At 46.9% G+C, this 15,039-nt stretch carries 15 protein-coding genes and 1 pseudogene; 8 read left to right on the top strand and 8 right to left on the bottom strand.

What is annotated here, in order from left to right; all coding sequences use genetic code 11:
* Nucleotides 1-68 precede the first annotated feature (68 nt).
* The 3 genes from tsaA to OCU60_RS04730 are packed head-to-tail and all read right to left on the bottom strand — an operon-like array spanning nucleotide 69 to nucleotide 1,539.
* Nucleotides 69-776, bottom strand: a complete 708-nt coding sequence (gene tsaA, locus OCU60_RS04720; RefSeq protein WP_074374152.1) for a tRNA (N6-threonylcarbamoyladenosine(37)-N6)-methyltransferase TrmO — start codon at nucleotides 774-776, stop codon at nucleotides 69-71.
* Nucleotides 773-1,243: a YaiI/YqxD family protein gene (locus OCU60_RS04725; protein WP_074374151.1), complete on the bottom strand. Its 471-nt coding sequence runs from the start codon at nucleotides 1,241-1,243 to the stop codon at nucleotides 773-775. Before OCU60_RS04725 ends, tsaA begins: the two co-directional genes overlap by 4 nt.
* Entirely contained in the window at nucleotides 1,240-1,539 is a 300-nt protein-coding gene (locus OCU60_RS04730) for a hypothetical protein (RefSeq protein ID WP_074374150.1), read from the bottom strand. The genes OCU60_RS04725 and OCU60_RS04730 overlap by 4 nt, the downstream gene beginning before the upstream one ends.
* Before the next feature lie 818 nt (nucleotides 1,540-2,357).
* Here OCU60_RS04730 and OCU60_RS04735 point away from each other — a divergent pair.
* On the top strand, nucleotides 2,358-2,867 hold the full coding sequence (locus tag OCU60_RS04735; RefSeq protein WP_074374149.1) for a GNAT family N-acetyltransferase: 510 nt from the start codon (nucleotides 2,358-2,360) through the stop codon (nucleotides 2,865-2,867).
* Here the strand turns inward: OCU60_RS04735 and OCU60_RS04740 are convergent.
* Entirely contained in the window at nucleotides 2,827-3,120 is a 294-nt protein-coding gene (locus tag OCU60_RS04740; RefSeq protein WP_074374148.1) for a DUF3301 domain-containing protein, read from the bottom strand. The genes OCU60_RS04735 and OCU60_RS04740 overlap by 41 nt on opposite strands.
* Nucleotides 3,121-3,123: 3 nt before the next feature.
* Nucleotides 3,124-4,164, bottom strand: a complete 1,041-nt coding sequence (locus tag OCU60_RS04745; protein ID WP_074374296.1) for a DUF3549 family protein — start codon at nucleotides 4,162-4,164, stop codon at nucleotides 3,124-3,126.
* A gap of 137 nt (nucleotides 4,165-4,301) precedes the next feature.
* Between OCU60_RS04745 and OCU60_RS04750 the strand changes: the two genes are divergently transcribed.
* Both OCU60_RS04750 and truC read left to right on the top strand, forming a co-directional pair.
* A complete protein-coding gene (locus OCU60_RS04750) occupies nucleotides 4,302-4,622 on the top strand; it encodes a YqcC family protein (protein WP_074374147.1) in 321 nt (106 codons plus the stop codon).
* Complete coding sequence (truC, locus tag OCU60_RS04755) at nucleotides 4,615-5,337, top strand: tRNA pseudouridine(65) synthase TruC (protein WP_074374295.1); 723 nt, start codon at nucleotides 4,615-4,617, stop codon at nucleotides 5,335-5,337. Before OCU60_RS04750 ends, truC begins: the two co-directional genes overlap by 8 nt.
* Nucleotides 5,338-5,456: 119 nt before the next feature.
* Here the strand turns inward: truC and dxs are convergent, their stop codons facing one another.
* The 3 genes from dxs to xseB are packed head-to-tail and all read right to left on the bottom strand — an operon-like array spanning nucleotide 5,457 to nucleotide 8,486.
* Nucleotides 5,457-7,319: a 1-deoxy-D-xylulose-5-phosphate synthase gene (gene dxs, locus OCU60_RS04760; protein ID WP_074374146.1), complete on the bottom strand. Its 1,863-nt coding sequence runs from the start codon at nucleotides 7,317-7,319 to the stop codon at nucleotides 5,457-5,459.
* 21 nt (nucleotides 7,320-7,340) lie between these two features.
* Nucleotides 7,341-8,225 (bottom strand): (2E,6E)-farnesyl diphosphate synthase, encoded by an 885-nt coding sequence (gene ispA / locus OCU60_RS04765; RefSeq protein ID WP_074374145.1) that lies wholly within the window; start codon nucleotides 8,223-8,225, stop codon nucleotides 7,341-7,343.
* A 6-nt stretch (nucleotides 8,226-8,231) separates the two neighbouring features.
* Nucleotides 8,232-8,486 carry an exodeoxyribonuclease VII small subunit gene (gene xseB / locus OCU60_RS04770; RefSeq protein WP_074374144.1) on the bottom strand — a complete coding sequence of 85 codons (255 nt, stop codon included), beginning with the start codon at nucleotides 8,484-8,486 and terminating at the stop codon, nucleotides 8,232-8,234.
* Nucleotides 8,487-9,118: 632 nt separating this feature from the next.
* On the opposite strand from xseB, the gene pomA reads away from it, so the two are divergent.
* From pomA to OCU60_RS04795, 5 genes and pseudogenes are all read left to right on the top strand, one after another.
* Nucleotides 9,119-9,883 (top strand): flagellar motor protein PomA, encoded by a 765-nt coding sequence (gene pomA, locus OCU60_RS04775; RefSeq protein WP_074374143.1) that lies wholly within the window; start codon nucleotides 9,119-9,121, stop codon nucleotides 9,881-9,883.
* 17 nt (nucleotides 9,884-9,900) lie between these two features.
* Nucleotides 9,901-10,875, top strand: a complete 975-nt coding sequence (locus OCU60_RS04780; RefSeq protein WP_074374142.1) for a flagellar motor protein MotB — start codon at nucleotides 9,901-9,903, stop codon at nucleotides 10,873-10,875.
* A gap of 168 nt (nucleotides 10,876-11,043) precedes the next feature.
* Nucleotides 11,044-11,952, top strand: coding sequence for an aldo/keto reductase (locus OCU60_RS04785; protein ID WP_074374141.1), 909 nt, complete (start codon nucleotides 11,044-11,046; stop codon nucleotides 11,950-11,952).
* A 250-nt stretch (nucleotides 11,953-12,202) separates the two neighbouring features.
* The gene (thiI, locus tag OCU60_RS04790) at nucleotides 12,203-13,651 is read left to right on the top strand and encodes a tRNA uracil 4-sulfurtransferase ThiI (protein WP_074374140.1); all 1,449 of its coding nucleotides are present in this window, start codon (nucleotides 12,203-12,205) and stop codon (nucleotides 13,649-13,651) included.
* A 415-nt stretch (nucleotides 13,652-14,066) separates the two neighbouring features.
* Nucleotides 14,067-14,972: pseudogene (locus OCU60_RS04795) on the top strand (transcriptional regulator GcvA); the annotation flags it as partial.
* Nucleotides 14,973-15,039: the final 67 nt, after the last annotated feature.

Below are 15,039 nucleotides of genomic sequence, written 5' to 3' on the forward strand. Positions count from 1 at the left end.
ACAACAACCCTCGGGTAATTTGAGGGCGCATTAAATTAGCCGTCAATAATATCAGTCATTTTCATTTGTCAAAAGCGTTCTATTGCGGTAACCGTGATGATCGACTGACTGACACTGAATTTGACGTTTAGATCGAACAAATTCACCGCATATTCTTTCTCATCGGGTTTGTCTTTTTTATAAGCCGGACGAGGATCTTGCGCTAAAACTTGAGTTATGACGGCTTCAATTTCATCCGCGCGGGGATGTCCGGCGAGAGATTGACGCGCAATATCACTGAAACGGACTTTGGTCGATGTCGGTTCGCTGTCGGCATACCCACCGTGGGCATGTTCAATTCGGTCAGCATAAGGAAGGTAAGGTTTTATATCGATAATCGGCGTACCATCCACCAAATCAACGCTGCCGACATCGAGCCATGTTTGACTGCCTTCCTGGCGAATCCCCTGTAATTCAACCGCTGACATACCAATGCCGTTGGGACGAAAGGTTGAGCGGGATGCAAATACGCCCATACGTTCGTTGCCACCAAGTCGGGGCGGGCGAACGGTTGGTTTCCAGCCAGCACTGAGATTTTGATCGAATAAAAACAGGAGCCACAAATGGCTGAACTGCTCAAGACCGCGGACTGACTCCGGACAGTTGGCTTCACCCATCAATTGAATTTGAGCCGTTGCCGCCGGGACCAGCCGTGGTTGTCGTGGCACTGCAAATTTCTCTTTGTAAGGACTATGAATGATGCCAACCGGAGCGAGCGTATGACCGTTTGGCGTCATGATTTAGGCCCTGATGCCGCCCGGGTTGATTTCGCTAAAATCCGGTCAAGATGATTGGCAAAGTCACGGCGGTCAGCCTGACTCATCACGGGGGGACCACCGGTTTGAACACCGCTGGCACGCATGGTCTCCATAAAGTCACGCATGGTGAGTCTGGCTTTAATTGTATCAAGGGTAAACCAGTCACCACGCGGACTTAATGCCATGGCTTGATGTTCCAAAATTTCACTGGCAAGCGGAATATCGGATGTGATCACCAGATCATTCGCGGCAACCCGGCGGACAATTTCGTTGTCTGCAATATCAAAACCACTTTCTACTTGTAAGAAGCGGATATTATCGCGGCGGGGCAGTGGAATCACATGATTAGCAACAAAAGTACATGTGACTCCGGTACGCTCGACAGCCCGGAGGATGACCTCTCGAATGACTTTCGGACAGGCGTCGGCATCGACCCATATATTCATAATTTTTGACCTGACTGTTGTTCTAGTTGTGCCACTCGGGAGACAAGATCAGCAACTTGCTGTTCAAGCCGGGTGATTCTCTGTTCGGTTGCAGATGATGCGGAAGACGCAACTGCAACCTCAACCTTGGGGATTTGTTGAGATGATTTCCAGCGTTTGATGGTGGTGACAATTGCGGGAATGGGAATTTTGGCATTCAGACGCGCTTTGATCAGTGCGACTGTCGGTTCCTTGCCTTCATTGACTAATTGTAAAATCACAGATTCAAGCTCTTGTGATATGTCTTTTGTCAGCATAAATATCCTTTTTTGAGACCTTCAATGTAAGCACTGTTGTGGCACGATTTTACGCTGGATAACGCTGCAACAAAAGTGCTAATTAGTTTGTAAGAGATCGCTTACAAGTGCTGTGAGATATTGTGGTGTTTGTAATAGAGTAAATGCTTCAATGTTAGGTAATGTACTGATTAATATTGTTTTTATTGAGATGCAACGTGGCTGTTTATAAAGTGAGCAGACCAGTATATTGTCGGAAGAATGCAAACGTCGTACATTGAACAGGTCGGCAGGGAACGACATGGATAAAGCATTAAGGATGATGTCTTCGGGAATGAAGATGAATGTTAGGGATGCATTCAGGCTGGAGTGCTGAGGACAGCGTAAGGAAGCGATAACAGGCGTGATGTCTGTTGCAGGAAGCATACAACGATCACGTTGAACCATCATCACTTTGCTTGGCGTCATTTGAATAAAATGATATCAGCGTGATTGGAAACCATCAGGATGATGAAGGAAACCGCTTAAGGACGAGTGATGTGTACTGGATACGGGAAGGCCAGTGTTACGGATAACAGAGGACACCGCTTGGATGCGATGCAGCAAGGATAGGTTGAAGGATTAGCCTTCGTTATGGATGATGCAGGGAGCTCTTATTGGTGGCCGGAGCGCTACTGTTAAGACTAAGCCCCGATACCGTTATGGTGTCGGGGCTTTCCGCCATTTCTATTCCGAGACTGGTATTCACCATCTGTGTAAATTTAATCAATCTTTATTGGTTTAACATTGATATTCGCCTGTGAATCATTGGGTTCGGGTGAATGGAACAAGGATGAATTGTGACAATCGCAACGCAAAGAATGCTTTTGCTGCCTTATACGGATGAATATGAGTTCGATTTTCTATCGCTGTTATGCTCTCCGGGGAACCGGTTGTTTCATCAGCAGCCGTTTAGTGTGTCCAGCGCCCGGGCAAAGTTTCATCAGGTTTTAGTGGATTCCAACGTTTACGCGATGGCCATTGTCGATAATGAACATCGTGAATATATGGGGCACCTTGCTTTAGATTTACATGAAAAAGATGTCGGTGAGCTCCAGTTTATTCTCAGCCATCTTTATTGGGGCAAGGGGTATGGTACGGAGGCATTGGGGGCTTTCTTACAAAATGTGTCTTTACGCCTCTCATTGAAAAAAATCCGTATTTTCGTCAATGAACAGAATCAGCCTGCGGTCGCTTTAATGCGGAAACTGGGATTTATCTCCCGCCCCTCATTGTCGCAAACCCCAGAGACACGCTATGAGTATCAACTCACAGTCGATGGACCGGCACAAAAAATTTGGCAGGGCTGAATCGGATCATATCCAAATACCCTTCATAGCAATCATCTCCCAAGGATGAAAACTCGAATGTGTATCTGGTATGCCAGCGCCAGCGCCGTTGTTCATCAACAAGACGGTGTTTGAACGTAATGCTGACCACTTGCAGTTCCAGTTGACGGCACTTTCTTTCTATTGTCTGTCTGGCAATTTCGGCCTGACGCCGCTGTTGCCAGAATAAGAAGCAGCCGAAGCAAACCAAGCAAATCGTCATCAAGTCCTGCATGGCTTACCGGCTTCTGGTTTGTTGCTGGAGCGTTGACAGCGCGCTTGTCAGCGCTTCAGATGCTGTTGTATGGAGTAATGGCAATAAGATTACCCTCAATTCAGGAAGCATCACTAAGTCGGCAAAGAGCTGATTAAACAGTGTCTGCTGACCGGTTTGAGCCAGTCGGGTCAAGAACAATTCGGCTGGTTGTGGTTGCGTGAGTGCTGACCAGCTGCGACCGGCAATCCCGATCAATACTTCTGCATGACATAATTGCGGCTGTGTCAGCAGCTTGGCAACGGTTTCCTCCAACTGTTTACCCGGTGCGCCGGATAAGGCTCGGAGTAAGGCTGCAAGAAAGAACAAATCAGGGGCTGCTTGCTGCATTTGTTCATACACCATCGCTTGTAGTTTGTCGGCAATTTTTTCGGTCAGAGGCGTGTGTTCTAAAGCCCCTAACAGCGCATAGCAAGGTTCTGACGGGAGATAATTCAGGGCTTTGAGCAGGATTGGTGCATTTTGTTCCTGTCCCAGTCGAGCGCAAATATCTGTGATGCCCTGTAATCCGATTGTTTGCCAGTTGTTCCAGCCGAGATTTCCCTGAAAATAGCATTGTGCATGTTCATAATATTGGCTGGCTGGTAATTTGAGCATTGCTCTTACCTGACTATGAAACACCGCCATTTTGTCTTCCGGTGGTGTAAAGGTATAGGGGTTGTTTGCCAGTTTCTGTTGTTGCTGTTCAGTCAGGTTCTGATGAATCCGAGTGCCCATCGCTTCCAGCATAAAACGAATGAACTCACTGATATCTGTCGGTTGCAGTCGTCCTCTTTCATCCAGTTCAAACTGCAAAAACCAAATCCAAGGCTGTTTGGTTTCATTCCAGTAAACAATTGCCAGCCGAGCCGTTCTCTGGAGCGGGTAAGGATAGGCTTGCTGTGCTTGTTCTATTCTGGCAAAACTCTCCGAAGCAATGGGTTGAATGCGACGTCCGAGATCAACAACCTGATATTGGCAACCACTTTGCTTCAGGAGTTCGGTCAGGGTATATATTGTTTTCATAAGTTCCATTCTTGTCAGGCTCATGTCGTCGAAGAGGATTCCTGTCGGAATCACTGAACCTTAGCCTCTGGGATAAGTTTAGTTTTGTCTCTAATACATGGTACCCTATCTGCCGATTTCAAGTCGTTTTTTTCTTTATGTCAAAATATTATCAGTTAAATCAAGCACTCAATGAACTCGAAGCATGTCTCAAAATGCGACAGCTATGGCAGGACAGACCGCCATCAAGGCAAGCGTTGTCGAGTCAGCAGCCATTTGCTGTGGATACGTTATTACCGGAACAGTGGCTACAGTGGATTTTTATTCCGCAAATGCGACAACGAATTACTGAAGCTGCGACCGTTCCGAGTGGTTTTGCAATGACGCCGTACTTTACCGAAGTCTGGCGAGAGGATCCGAGTTATCAGCCTGTGATTGCCACATTAATCAAGATTGAGGAGCACTGTCGTGGTGCTTGAAATTATTTATCAGGATGAGTTTCTGATCGCGGTCAATAAGCCTGCGGGGATGCTGGTGCATCGCTCTTGGTTGGATAAACATGAAACCAGCTTTGTGATGCAGACGTTACGTGATCAGATTGGCCAGCATGTGTATCCTTTACATCGGCTTGATCGTCCGACATCTGGTGTGTTGGTGTTTGCGTTATCCAGTGAGGTTGCTGCACAGGCGATGTCGTTATTTGCCAGCCATCAGATGGAAAAAACCTATCATGCGGTGGTACGGGGGTGGATTGAAGAAGCCGCAGTGCTTGACTATCCGCTCGTCGAAGAACTGGATAAGATCGCCGATAAGTTCGCCAAAACGGATAAACCGGCTCAGCCGGCTGTGACGGCTTATCGGCCATTGGCCAAAGTGGAAGTACCTTATTCCACCGGACGTTTTCCGACCAGTCGTTATGCGTTGATCGAAATGAAACCTCAGACAGGGCGGAAGCATCAGTTACGTCGACATATGCATCACTTAAGTCATCCGATTATCGGTGATACGACTCACGGCGACGGTAAACAGAATCGTTTATTCCGAACGCACTATGATTGTCACCGTCTGTTACTTCATGCATCGCGTCTTTGCTTTGTTCATCCACTGACCGGAGAGAAGGTCATGATTGAGGCTTCATTCGACCAATCATGGCAACAATTGTTTGATCAGTTTGGCTGGGCTGGTGTGGTTTAATGGTGGGGGAGCCTGTCATCATAAAACGATCCCATAAAAAAACGCCTTCACGGCGTTTTTTTATGGGATCTGCATCTAAATCAACTGATAACTCAGTCAACCAATATTCAATGACCGTGCTATTGCATGTAATCACGAATGGCCTGTTCAATCCCGGCTGCATCTAATCCGAGTTCGGCATGTAATTCATTTTGTGTTCCCTGATGAATAAAGTGGTCCGGCAATCCCAGGTTTAACGTGGGTTTTAGCAGTTTTTCTTTCATCAGAAACTCAATGACACCTGCACCTGCACCACCAGCAATCGCATTTTCTTCCAGTGTGACGAGCACATCATGCTGCTGTGCCAGCTCGCGAATCAGGGCTTCATCCAGTGGTTTAACAAATCGCATATCCGCGAGGGTCGCATCCAGCGTTTCAGCGGCTGTCTGCGCATGTGGCAGTAAAGCGCCAAAATTGAGAATGGCCACTTTTTTACCTTGCCTGATGATCCGACCTTTGCCCATTGCCAGTGCGGTAAACTGGTGCTGGAGCTCAGCGCCGGTGCCTGTTCCTCTCGGATAGCGCACGGCACTTGGCCCGGAATGCTGATGGCCGGTGTAGAGCATCTGCCGACACTCATTTTCATCACTCGGTGTCATAATGACCATATTGGGAATGCAGCGTAGAAAACTGAGGTCAAAAGCGCCCTGATGGGTCTGTCCGTCCGCACCCACCAGACCGGCCCGGTCAATCGCAAACATGACGGGTAAATCCATAATAGCCACATCATGAATCAACTGATCGTAACCCCGTTGTAGGAAGGTTGAATAGATGGCGACTATCGGGTGATAGTCACTGATCGCCATACCGGTTGCTAATGTGACAGCATGTTGCTCAGCGATAGCAACATCAAAGTATTGTTCAGGATATGCTTTGGAAAACGCCACCATGCCGGAGCCTTCTCGCATCGCCGGGGTGATTGCCAGCAGTTTGGGATCAAGTGCTGCCATATCACAAAGAAAATCACCGAAGACTTTTGAATAGGTCGGGAGCGCGCCGTTATTTTTAGGCAGTGATGTACCATTTGGATCAAACTTCGGGACTGCATGATAGCCGATCGGATCTTTTTCGGCTTGCTCGTAACCTTTGCCCTTTTTGGTCATGATGTGAAGGAATTGCGGGCCTTTGAGTTCACGCATATTTTTCAGCGTTTTTGCCAGCTCAATGACATCGTGTCCGTCAACCGGGCCGATATAGTTAAATCCGAGTTCTTCAAACAAGGTGCCCGGAACGACCATCCCTTTCAGGTGTTCTTCGGTTTTCTTGGCAAACTCTTTAATCGGTGGCAGGCCGGAAAGGACTCTTTTACCGCCTTCGCGGATCGATGTATAAAAATGACCAGAGAGCAGTTGTGCCAAGTGATTATTCAGGGCACCGACATTTTCTGAAATGGACATTTCATTATCGTTGAGAATCACCAGCATATCAGGATGCAGATCGCCTGCATGGTTCATCGCCTCAAAGGCCATCCCCGCAGTAATGGCACCGTCACCGATCACACTGACTACTTTTCTTGATTTCCCTTCTTTACTGGCACAAATCGCCATCCCTAATGCGGCACTGATCGACGTGGACGAGTGACCAACCGACAAGGTGTCATATTCGCTCTCTTCACGCCATGGGAAAGGGTGAAGGCCATCTTTTTGGCGGATCGTCGGCATTGCTTCGCGTCTGCCGGTCAGGATCTTATGAGGGTAAGCCTGATGGCCAACATCCCAGATCAACCGATCAAATGGGGTTTCATACACATAGTGAAGCGCAACAGTTAGTTCGACTGTTCCTAAACCAGAGGCAAGGTGTCCGCTCGACTGACTGACCGAGTTGAGCAGATAAGTTCTCAGCTCTTCACACAATTTCGGTAGCACGTCTTTCGGCAGCGTTCTCAGCTCCTGAGGCGTATTTGCCAATGCCAGTGTCGGATATTTTGAAATATCAAGGGTCATTATTTTATACTTTTGATCTTATTAACTTTTCCGCTCAATCACATATTGAGCGAACTGTTCAAGTAAATCAGTATTATAAGGAATAGATGCCAGAGCCTGAATGGCTTCATTCAGTAAAGACTGTGCTTTTTGCTCTGCTCCGTCGAGTCCCAGTAGTGAGGGATAAGTACTTTTGTGGTGCTTGGAGTCCGAACCTTGTGGTTTCCCCAGTGTCCGGGTATCTCCGACAATGTCCAGAATGTCATCCTGAACCTGAAATGCAAGGCCGATGGCATCAGCATAGCGATCCAAATGGGGCAGGATCGCCTGACCTTTTTCACCGGCTGATAACGCACCGAGGCGTACGGCACAACGGATTAACGCACCGGTTTTATGGCGATGAATCGTTTCTAATTCGTTCAACGTTACTTGGCGACGTTCGGCTTCGAGATCTAACGCTTGCCCCATACACATCCCCATCGCACCGGACGCGTTTGCCAAAGCCTGAATCATTTTGACGCGGTAGGGTTCGGCATGAGCTGCCAGCGACCCTTCGGCAAGAATCGTAAAAGCCAGCGTTTGTAACGCATCTCCGGTCAGTATTGCAGTGGCTTCGTTAAAGCGAATGTGACAGGTCGGTTGCCCCCGACGTAATGCGTCATCGTCCATGGCCGGTAAATCGTCATGGATCAGTGAATAGGCATGAATACACTCAATCGCCGATGCGGGTGTATCCAGATCTTCCTGTTGACATCCCAGCATCAGTCCGGTGATGTAAACCAGATAGGGACGAATACGCTTGCCGCCCAACAATAATCCGTAGCGCATCGCTTCAATCAGAGATTGATTCTGGTGCGGGAATTGCTCAAGCCAACGGTTTAACTGCTGGTTATTCCGAGCCTGATAAGTGCTTAGGGTGGTTATCATATGAACTTATACTTCTGATTGTTCATCAGATTCGACGAAATCACTCAGGGCTGCTTCATCACTATCACTGAGCAGAATTTTGACTCGCTGTTCAGCGTCGCTGAGTTTCGACTGACCAGCTCGGGCCAGTGCAATGCCTCGTTCAAAGGTTTTCAATGCATCATCCAAAGGCAAATCACCATTTTCAAGTTGGTTGACTAACGTATCCAACTCTTCAATTGTGGCCTCATATGACATATTTTCAGGTTTTTTGCTCGCCATAGAACTTCCAATCGGTGAGGAATGGGGGAAAGTTACCGCAGGGCGTGAAGATGGTCAAATAGAACCGGAATAATTTACTCCTACAGCACAATTTTGCTCTTGAATTAGAAAAAATCAATCGCTAAAAAGCCGATGGTTCAGTTTTTTTATCGATGGCATGTGTTGTGTGCGTATTCCTGCCAATGTTCGGGACTGACATGATTCCGACAGATAAAGTGTTTCAATTAACAGATATCGTGTTTCCATTAAATGTAAATGGCCCTTGTTTTTTTCATGCAGTGATGCGCTTCAGGGGTATAAGTTTTGCCAGAGATCATAAATATCGGGCTTTGGTGAGGATTCAATAGTGCATCTATGATTTTCTATGGATTTTCGGTATAAACTTATACGCGGTTCTCCCTGAGGCTTCGGATTGAGAGAATATCAGGTGTTGATGGGCGGGATGGTTTTTCTGTTGTTACTGCAGTTATCACTAAATCGTGAGACGATAGTGGAAATATATTGGGTAATATAAAGACTTTACTACATTTTTTTGCGGGTAGAGTCCATAATTCAGTTAAAGATTTGATGCCGTTGCCGATACCCTGAGTCAGAGAACTCTCAAAATTGAATGGTTGCATGAGGAGTGTTTCGTGGATTTAGCTACACTGATTGGTTTGATAGGTGGTTTAGCCTTCATCGTAATGGCCATGGTTTTGGGTGGTGGTCTGATGATGTTCTTGGACATCACCTCGGTGTTAATCGTTGTGGGTGGTTCAACATGCGTTGTCATGATGAAGTTTACTTTCGGGCAATTTTTCGGGGCAGGAAAAATTGCAGCAAAAGCGTTCATGTTTAAGTCTGATGAACCGGAAGATTTGATTGCCAGAATCGTTGAGATGGCAGATGCGGCCCGGAAAGGCGGATTTCTGGCTTTGGAAGAGATGGAAATCAGTAACAGCTTCATGCAGAAAGGGATTGACCTGTTGGTCGATGGTCATGACGCTGACGTCGTGCGCTCGGCACTCCAAAAAGATATCTCACTGACAGAAGAACGTCACGAAGCCGGGACGGCGGTATTTAGAGCCTATGGTGATGTCGCTCCTGCGATGGGGATGATCGGGACACTTGTTGGCTTGGTAGCGATGCTGTCAAACATGGATGACCCTAAATCGATTGGCCCGGCGATGGCGGTGGCATTGCTGACAACGCTTTACGGCGCGATTATGGCAAACATGGTTTTTTTCCCGATTGCCGATAAGCTGTCTTTACGTCGCGAGCAGGAAATGCTGAATCGACGCCTGATTATGGATGGTGTACTGGCGATTCAGGATGGACAAAACCCTCGTGTGATCGATGGCTATTTGAAGAACTACCTTAATGAAGGTAAGCGAGCGTTGGATGTCGACAACGAGTAAGCGCGGGGAAGTCAACGATGGATGAAGAGAAGAAGTGTAAATGTCCGCCTCCCGGTGCTCCTGCGTGGCTGGCGACATTTTCGGACTTGATGTCTCTGCTCATGTGTTTTTTCGTGTTGCTCCTCTCTTTTTCCGAAATGGATGTCCTGAAGTTTAAGCAGATTGCGGGTTCGATGAAATTTGCCTTCGGGGTTCAAAACCGACTGGAAGTGAAAGATATTCCTAAAGGCACCAGTGTGATCGCTCAGGAATTCAGACCGGGGCGGCCTGAACCAACGCCCATTGATGTCATCATGCAGCAAACGATTGATATTACACAGCAAACGCTTGAGTTTCAGGAAGGCGATGCTGATCGTGCGGGTGGGACGCAACGTGAAGAAGGAGACCTGACCGGCGGGCAGTCTCCGGAGACATCGACTCAGGATAATCAAAATGATGAGTCGGTTGATCAACAACAGCAAGCACAATCCCCGAGCACAGAAGAGATGGAGATCGTCTCAGAAAATCTACAAAAAGCATTAGCAACAGAGATTGAGCAGGGCGCTGTCGAGGTTGAAAATCTCGGTCAGGAAATCGTGATTCGTATTCGTGAAAAAGGTGCATTCCCGAAAGACTCAGCATTTTTGCAACCGAAATTCCGGCCATTGGTGCGGCAAATCGCGGAATTGGTTAAAGATATTCCCGGAATTGTCCGGATCTCCGGTCATACGGATAATCAGCCGCTCGACTCAGAGTTGTATCGTTCAAACTGGGATTTATCCGCGCAGCGGGCTGTTTCGGTCGCGCAGGAAATGGAAAAAGTGCCCGGCTTTAATCATGAAAGAATGGAAGTCCGAGGGATGGCTGACACCCAACCGGTTGCTTCGAATGATACCGCGCGTGGGCGTGCCCAGAATCGGCGTGTGGATATCAGTATTCTTCAAGGTAAACCGACTTATAGTGATGAAGTGCCAGCGCTGCCGCAACCGACCTCTGGTAATGCCAAACCTTAGCGCGTGATCATCGGGAGATAAGTACCGAGATCAAGTGAAGGTTGTACCCCGCGTGTTAGAATCGTGATAAACATGAAAAGTAAGCCATATGGCTTACTTTTTTATTGAGCTTTTTTATCGAGCTTTCTTCTTTACTGAGATAATCCATTCATTGGACGGAGGATAACTATGGTGAATCAAGTAACCATTGCAGAGCAGGGACCGGTGTTTTCAGAAATTGTTCAGGGATACTGGCGACTGGCAGATTGGCAGATGACCCCTCAGGAGCGGTTGTCTTTCCTAAAGCAGCATGTTGAACTCGGGATTACCACGGTTGATCATGCTGACATTTATGGTCAGTACACGTGTGAAAGTCTGTTTGGTGAAGCCTTGGCACTAGACCCGTCGGTACGACAGCATCTTCAGATTGTGACCAAGTGCGACATTCAATTATGCGGTGATGCCTTTCCACACCGCCAAATCAATCATTACGATACCGGACGCGCGCATATTCTCCAATCCGTCGATAACTCACTGATGCGTCTCGGGATTGATGAAATTGATGTACTATTGATTCATCGTCCTGATGTGTTAATGAATGCCGATGAAGTGGCAGATGTATTTGCGGCATTACATCAGGCCGGGAAAGTAAAACACTTCGGTGTGTCTAATTTTTCACCCTCACAATTTGCTTTGTTACAGTCTCGGCTTGATAAACCACTGGTCACCAATCAGGTTGAAATTAATCCGCTGAATATCGAAGTGGCTCATGATGGTACTTTAGATCAGATGCAAATGCTCAGGACTCGTCCCATGGCTTGGTCGTGTCTGGGGGGCGGTGCCATTTTTAGCGGTGACAGTGAACAGGCACAGCGTGTTCGCCAGACGCTTGCCGATATTGGCCAAGAAGTGGGGGCTCAAAGTCTTGATCAGGTGATTTATGCTTGGGTCAGACGTTTGCCCGCATTACCGATTCCAATCCTTGGTTCCGGAAAGATTGAGCGTGTCAAAGCCGCTGTCGCTGCGCTGGAGATCGAGTTGAGTCGTGAGCAGTGGTATCGCATTTGGGTTGCATCCAAAGGTCATCCTGTCCCTTAAATCGACGGATACACCCTTCGAGTATCAAACGATGGTCACCACACGATGCCAAGAGATGAATCAATGGCATTTCGGTGACCCCTTCCCATGAACATTCACCGAGAACCGATTTCAGGAAGAATAGATGTTTTCCCTGTTATCGCTTCTCGTGTATAATTCTGCGCCTTTCATTGCTGTTTGTTTATGCCGTTGACAGCTAGACCGTATGAATCAAGACAGTGACGTTTTAATCTAAGTTGCGAATGATCCTATGAAATTTATTGTTAAGCCCCATCCGGAAATTTTTGTTAAAAGTGAATCGGTGCGGAAACGTTTTACCAAAATTCTTGAATGTAATATTCGCAATATTATTAAACGCCGGACAGAATCGGTTGCGGTATTTAATCGTCGTGATCATATTGAAGTCACCTCAGAGAGCGATCAATATTATGCAGAAACACTCGAGATTTTGACGCGAACACCGGGCATTCATCATGTGCTTGAAGTGAAGCAGTCTGATTTCAGTGACCTCCATGATATTTACGAGCAAGTGTTGGCGCACAGTCGCCATCTCATTGAAGATAAAACATTTGTGGTCCGCGCGAAAAGACGCGGTCAGCATGACTTTACCTCAATTGAACTGGAACGCTACGTCGGTGGCGGGTTGAATCAAGCGGTTGAAAGTGCCCGGGTGAAACTCAAAAATCCTGATGTGGTGGTCCGAGTTGAAATTTCCGGTGATAAACTGAACCAAATTATTGCACGTCATCGTGGTTTGGGCGGGTTTCCGCTCGGTACACAAGAAGATGTGCTGAGTCTGATTTCCGGTGGGTTTGATTCCGGTGTTTCCAGTTATCTGCATATCAAACGCGGTTCAAAAGTCCATTATTGCTTTTTTAATTTAGGTGGCCCCGCACATGAAATTGGTGTGAAGCAGGTTGCTTATTATTTATGGAATAAGTTTGGGTCGTCGGCCAAGGTCCGTTTCATTGCCGTTGATTTTGAACCGGTCGTGGCGGAAATTCTGGAAAAAGTTGATGATGGGCAGATGGGCGTGGTTCTCAAACGCATGTTCATGCGGGCAGCAGGCATGATCGCTGAGCGGTTTGATATTCAGGCTCTGGTGACGGGTGAAGCGTTAGGACAGGTTTCCAGCCAGACACTGACCAATTTGCGTCATATTGATGGGGTGACGGAGCGCTTGATTTTACGTCCGCTGATTAACTGGGATAAAGAAGATATTATTAACCTTGCCAGAGATATTGGTACTGAAGATTTCGCCAAAACGATGCCGGAATATTGCGGGGTTATTTCTCGTCGTCCGACGGTCAAAGCGGTCCAAGCAAAACTGGAAGTAGAAGAAGCGAAGTTTGATTTTTCAATTTTAGACCAAGTGATTCACAATGCTCGTCAGATGGATATCCGGAATATCGCTCAGGAAACAGAGCAGCAGGCACCAGAAGTTGAACTGGTTGATGCCATTCAAGAAAATGCCGTCGTGTTGGATATCCGTAGCCCGGATGAAGAAGATGAACACCCACTGGTTCTGGAAGGGGTCGAGGTGAAACATCTGCCTTTCTATAAGCTGGCAACTCAGTTTGGTGATTTAGATCAGTCAAAAATCTATTTACTGTACTGCGCGCGCGGTGTCATGAGCCGTTTGCAAGCGTTATACCTTAAAGAACAGGGTTTTGAGAATGTGAAGGTTTATCGCCCTTAAAACCGCTTTGCCTGATAAGACCAGCCGCTGACATTTCGGCTGGTTTTTTTATTGGGGCTCATGCCCAGTCACCGGTGGCTGTATTGAGTAAGATCGAGGACATTGCGGATTGGACAGATAAAAATACACCGCCCATCGGAAGGCGGTGTTAAATATTTGACAGACAGGTCAAAATAAATACAGGAAGTATGCTTTGTGGCTGGGAGCCACAGAACAAGTGGTGAATCACCACATACTCGAAATACGAGTTTGCAAACACAACATCGCAACACAAAGTCTATTGATCCTAAGGAGAATCAAGTCATTCAGACTTGTCTGCGGCAGAAAATATAGAGTTTTTCTGGCGGGTAAACAATGGACAAATTATAATGATTCACATAAAAAAAACTAATCCCATCCGGTTAAGGATTATTGTGTGAACAAAAGGTTGCCACCGCTGAATGCTTTGCGGGTTTTTGAGTCCGCAGCACGTCATTTAAGCTTCACTCAAGCTGCGGAAGAGTTATATGTCACTCAGGCCGCGGTAAGCCATCAAATCAAGTCGTTAGAAGAATTTCTCGGGTTGAAGCTATTTATCCGAAGAAATCGCTCTCTTTTGTTAACAGAAGAGGGACAAAGTTATTTTTTTGAAATTAAAGATATTTTTACAGCCATTCAAGAATCGACGAACAAGCTTCTATCCCGGAGTGAAAAGGGGACATTAACTATCAGCTTGCCACCGAGTTTTGCCATCCAATGGCTGGTTCCTCGTCTGGCTGACTTCAATCAACAGCAACCGGATATCGATGTTCGGATAAAAGCAGTTGATAGAGAAGAAGGCTCTTTAGTCGATGATGTTGATGTTGCGATTTATTACGGCAAAGGGCTGTGGCCGGGCTTAAGAACCGATAAACTTTATCAGGAGTTTTTGATCCCGCTTTGTTCGCCATTATTGCTGGCACAAGGGAAACCACTTCATTCTCTGGAAGATTTATCTCATCATACGTTGTTGCATGATACCTCCCGACAGGATTGGAATACTTTTGCCCGGGAAAATCATTTATCAGGTATTGCCGTTGAGTATGGTCCGATTTTTAGCCACTCAACCATGGTATTACAGGCCGCAGCGCATGGTCAGGGCATTGCGCTGGGCAATAATGTGTTGGCACAGCCTGAAATTGAGGCCGGGAGACTGGTGCCATTATTTGATAAAGTGCTGATGACAGATAACGCTTTTTATCTGGTTTGTCATGAAAAACAGGCGAATACCGGACGTATTGCCACATTTCGCAACTGGATGTTGAATCGAGCCAGACGGGAGCAAGAGGTGATTTTGGATGAGAACTATGCCAGCGAGTCAAAATATACCAGTGAGTCAAAATATGTCAGTGAGTCAAAATATAGCAGCG

It is taken from the genome of Vibrio spartinae (genome assembly GCF_024347135.1).
Classification (GTDB): domain Bacteria; phylum Pseudomonadota; class Gammaproteobacteria; order Enterobacterales; family Vibrionaceae; genus Vibrio; species Vibrio spartinae.

Coding starts and splice junctions, on each gene's coding strand:
- thiI (WP_074374140.1), top strand. CDS start 12,203: ATGAAATTTATTGTTAAGCCCCATCCGGAAATTTTTGTTAAAAGTGAA.
- OCU60_RS04730 (WP_074374150.1), bottom strand. CDS start 1,539: ATGCTGACAAAAGACATATCACAAGAGCTTGAATCTGTGATTTTACAA.
- OCU60_RS04750 (WP_074374147.1), top strand. CDS start 4,302: ATGTCAAAATATTATCAGTTAAATCAAGCACTCAATGAACTCGAAGCA.
- tsaA (WP_074374152.1), bottom strand. CDS start 776: ATGACGCCAAACGGTCATACGCTCGCTCCGGTTGGCATCATTCATAGT.
- OCU60_RS04725 (WP_074374151.1), bottom strand. CDS start 1,243: ATGAATATATGGGTCGATGCCGACGCCTGTCCGAAAGTCATTCGAGAG.
- OCU60_RS04785 (WP_074374141.1), top strand. CDS start 11,044: ATGGTGAATCAAGTAACCATTGCAGAGCAGGGACCGGTGTTTTCAGAA.
- xseB (WP_074374144.1), bottom strand. CDS start 8,486: ATGGCGAGCAAAAAACCTGAAAATATGTCATATGAGGCCACAATTGAA.
- OCU60_RS04740 (WP_074374148.1), bottom strand. CDS start 3,120: ATGCAGGACTTGATGACGATTTGCTTGGTTTGCTTCGGCTGCTTCTTA.
- OCU60_RS04780 (WP_074374142.1), top strand. CDS start 9,901: ATGGATGAAGAGAAGAAGTGTAAATGTCCGCCTCCCGGTGCTCCTGCG.
- dxs (WP_074374146.1), bottom strand. CDS start 7,319: ATGACCCTTGATATTTCAAAATATCCGACACTGGCATTGGCAAATACG.
- ispA (WP_074374145.1), bottom strand. CDS start 8,225: ATGATAACCACCCTAAGCACTTATCAGGCTCGGAATAACCAGCAGTTA.
- OCU60_RS04745 (WP_074374296.1), bottom strand. CDS start 4,164: ATGAAAACAATATATACCCTGACCGAACTCCTGAAGCAAAGTGGTTGC.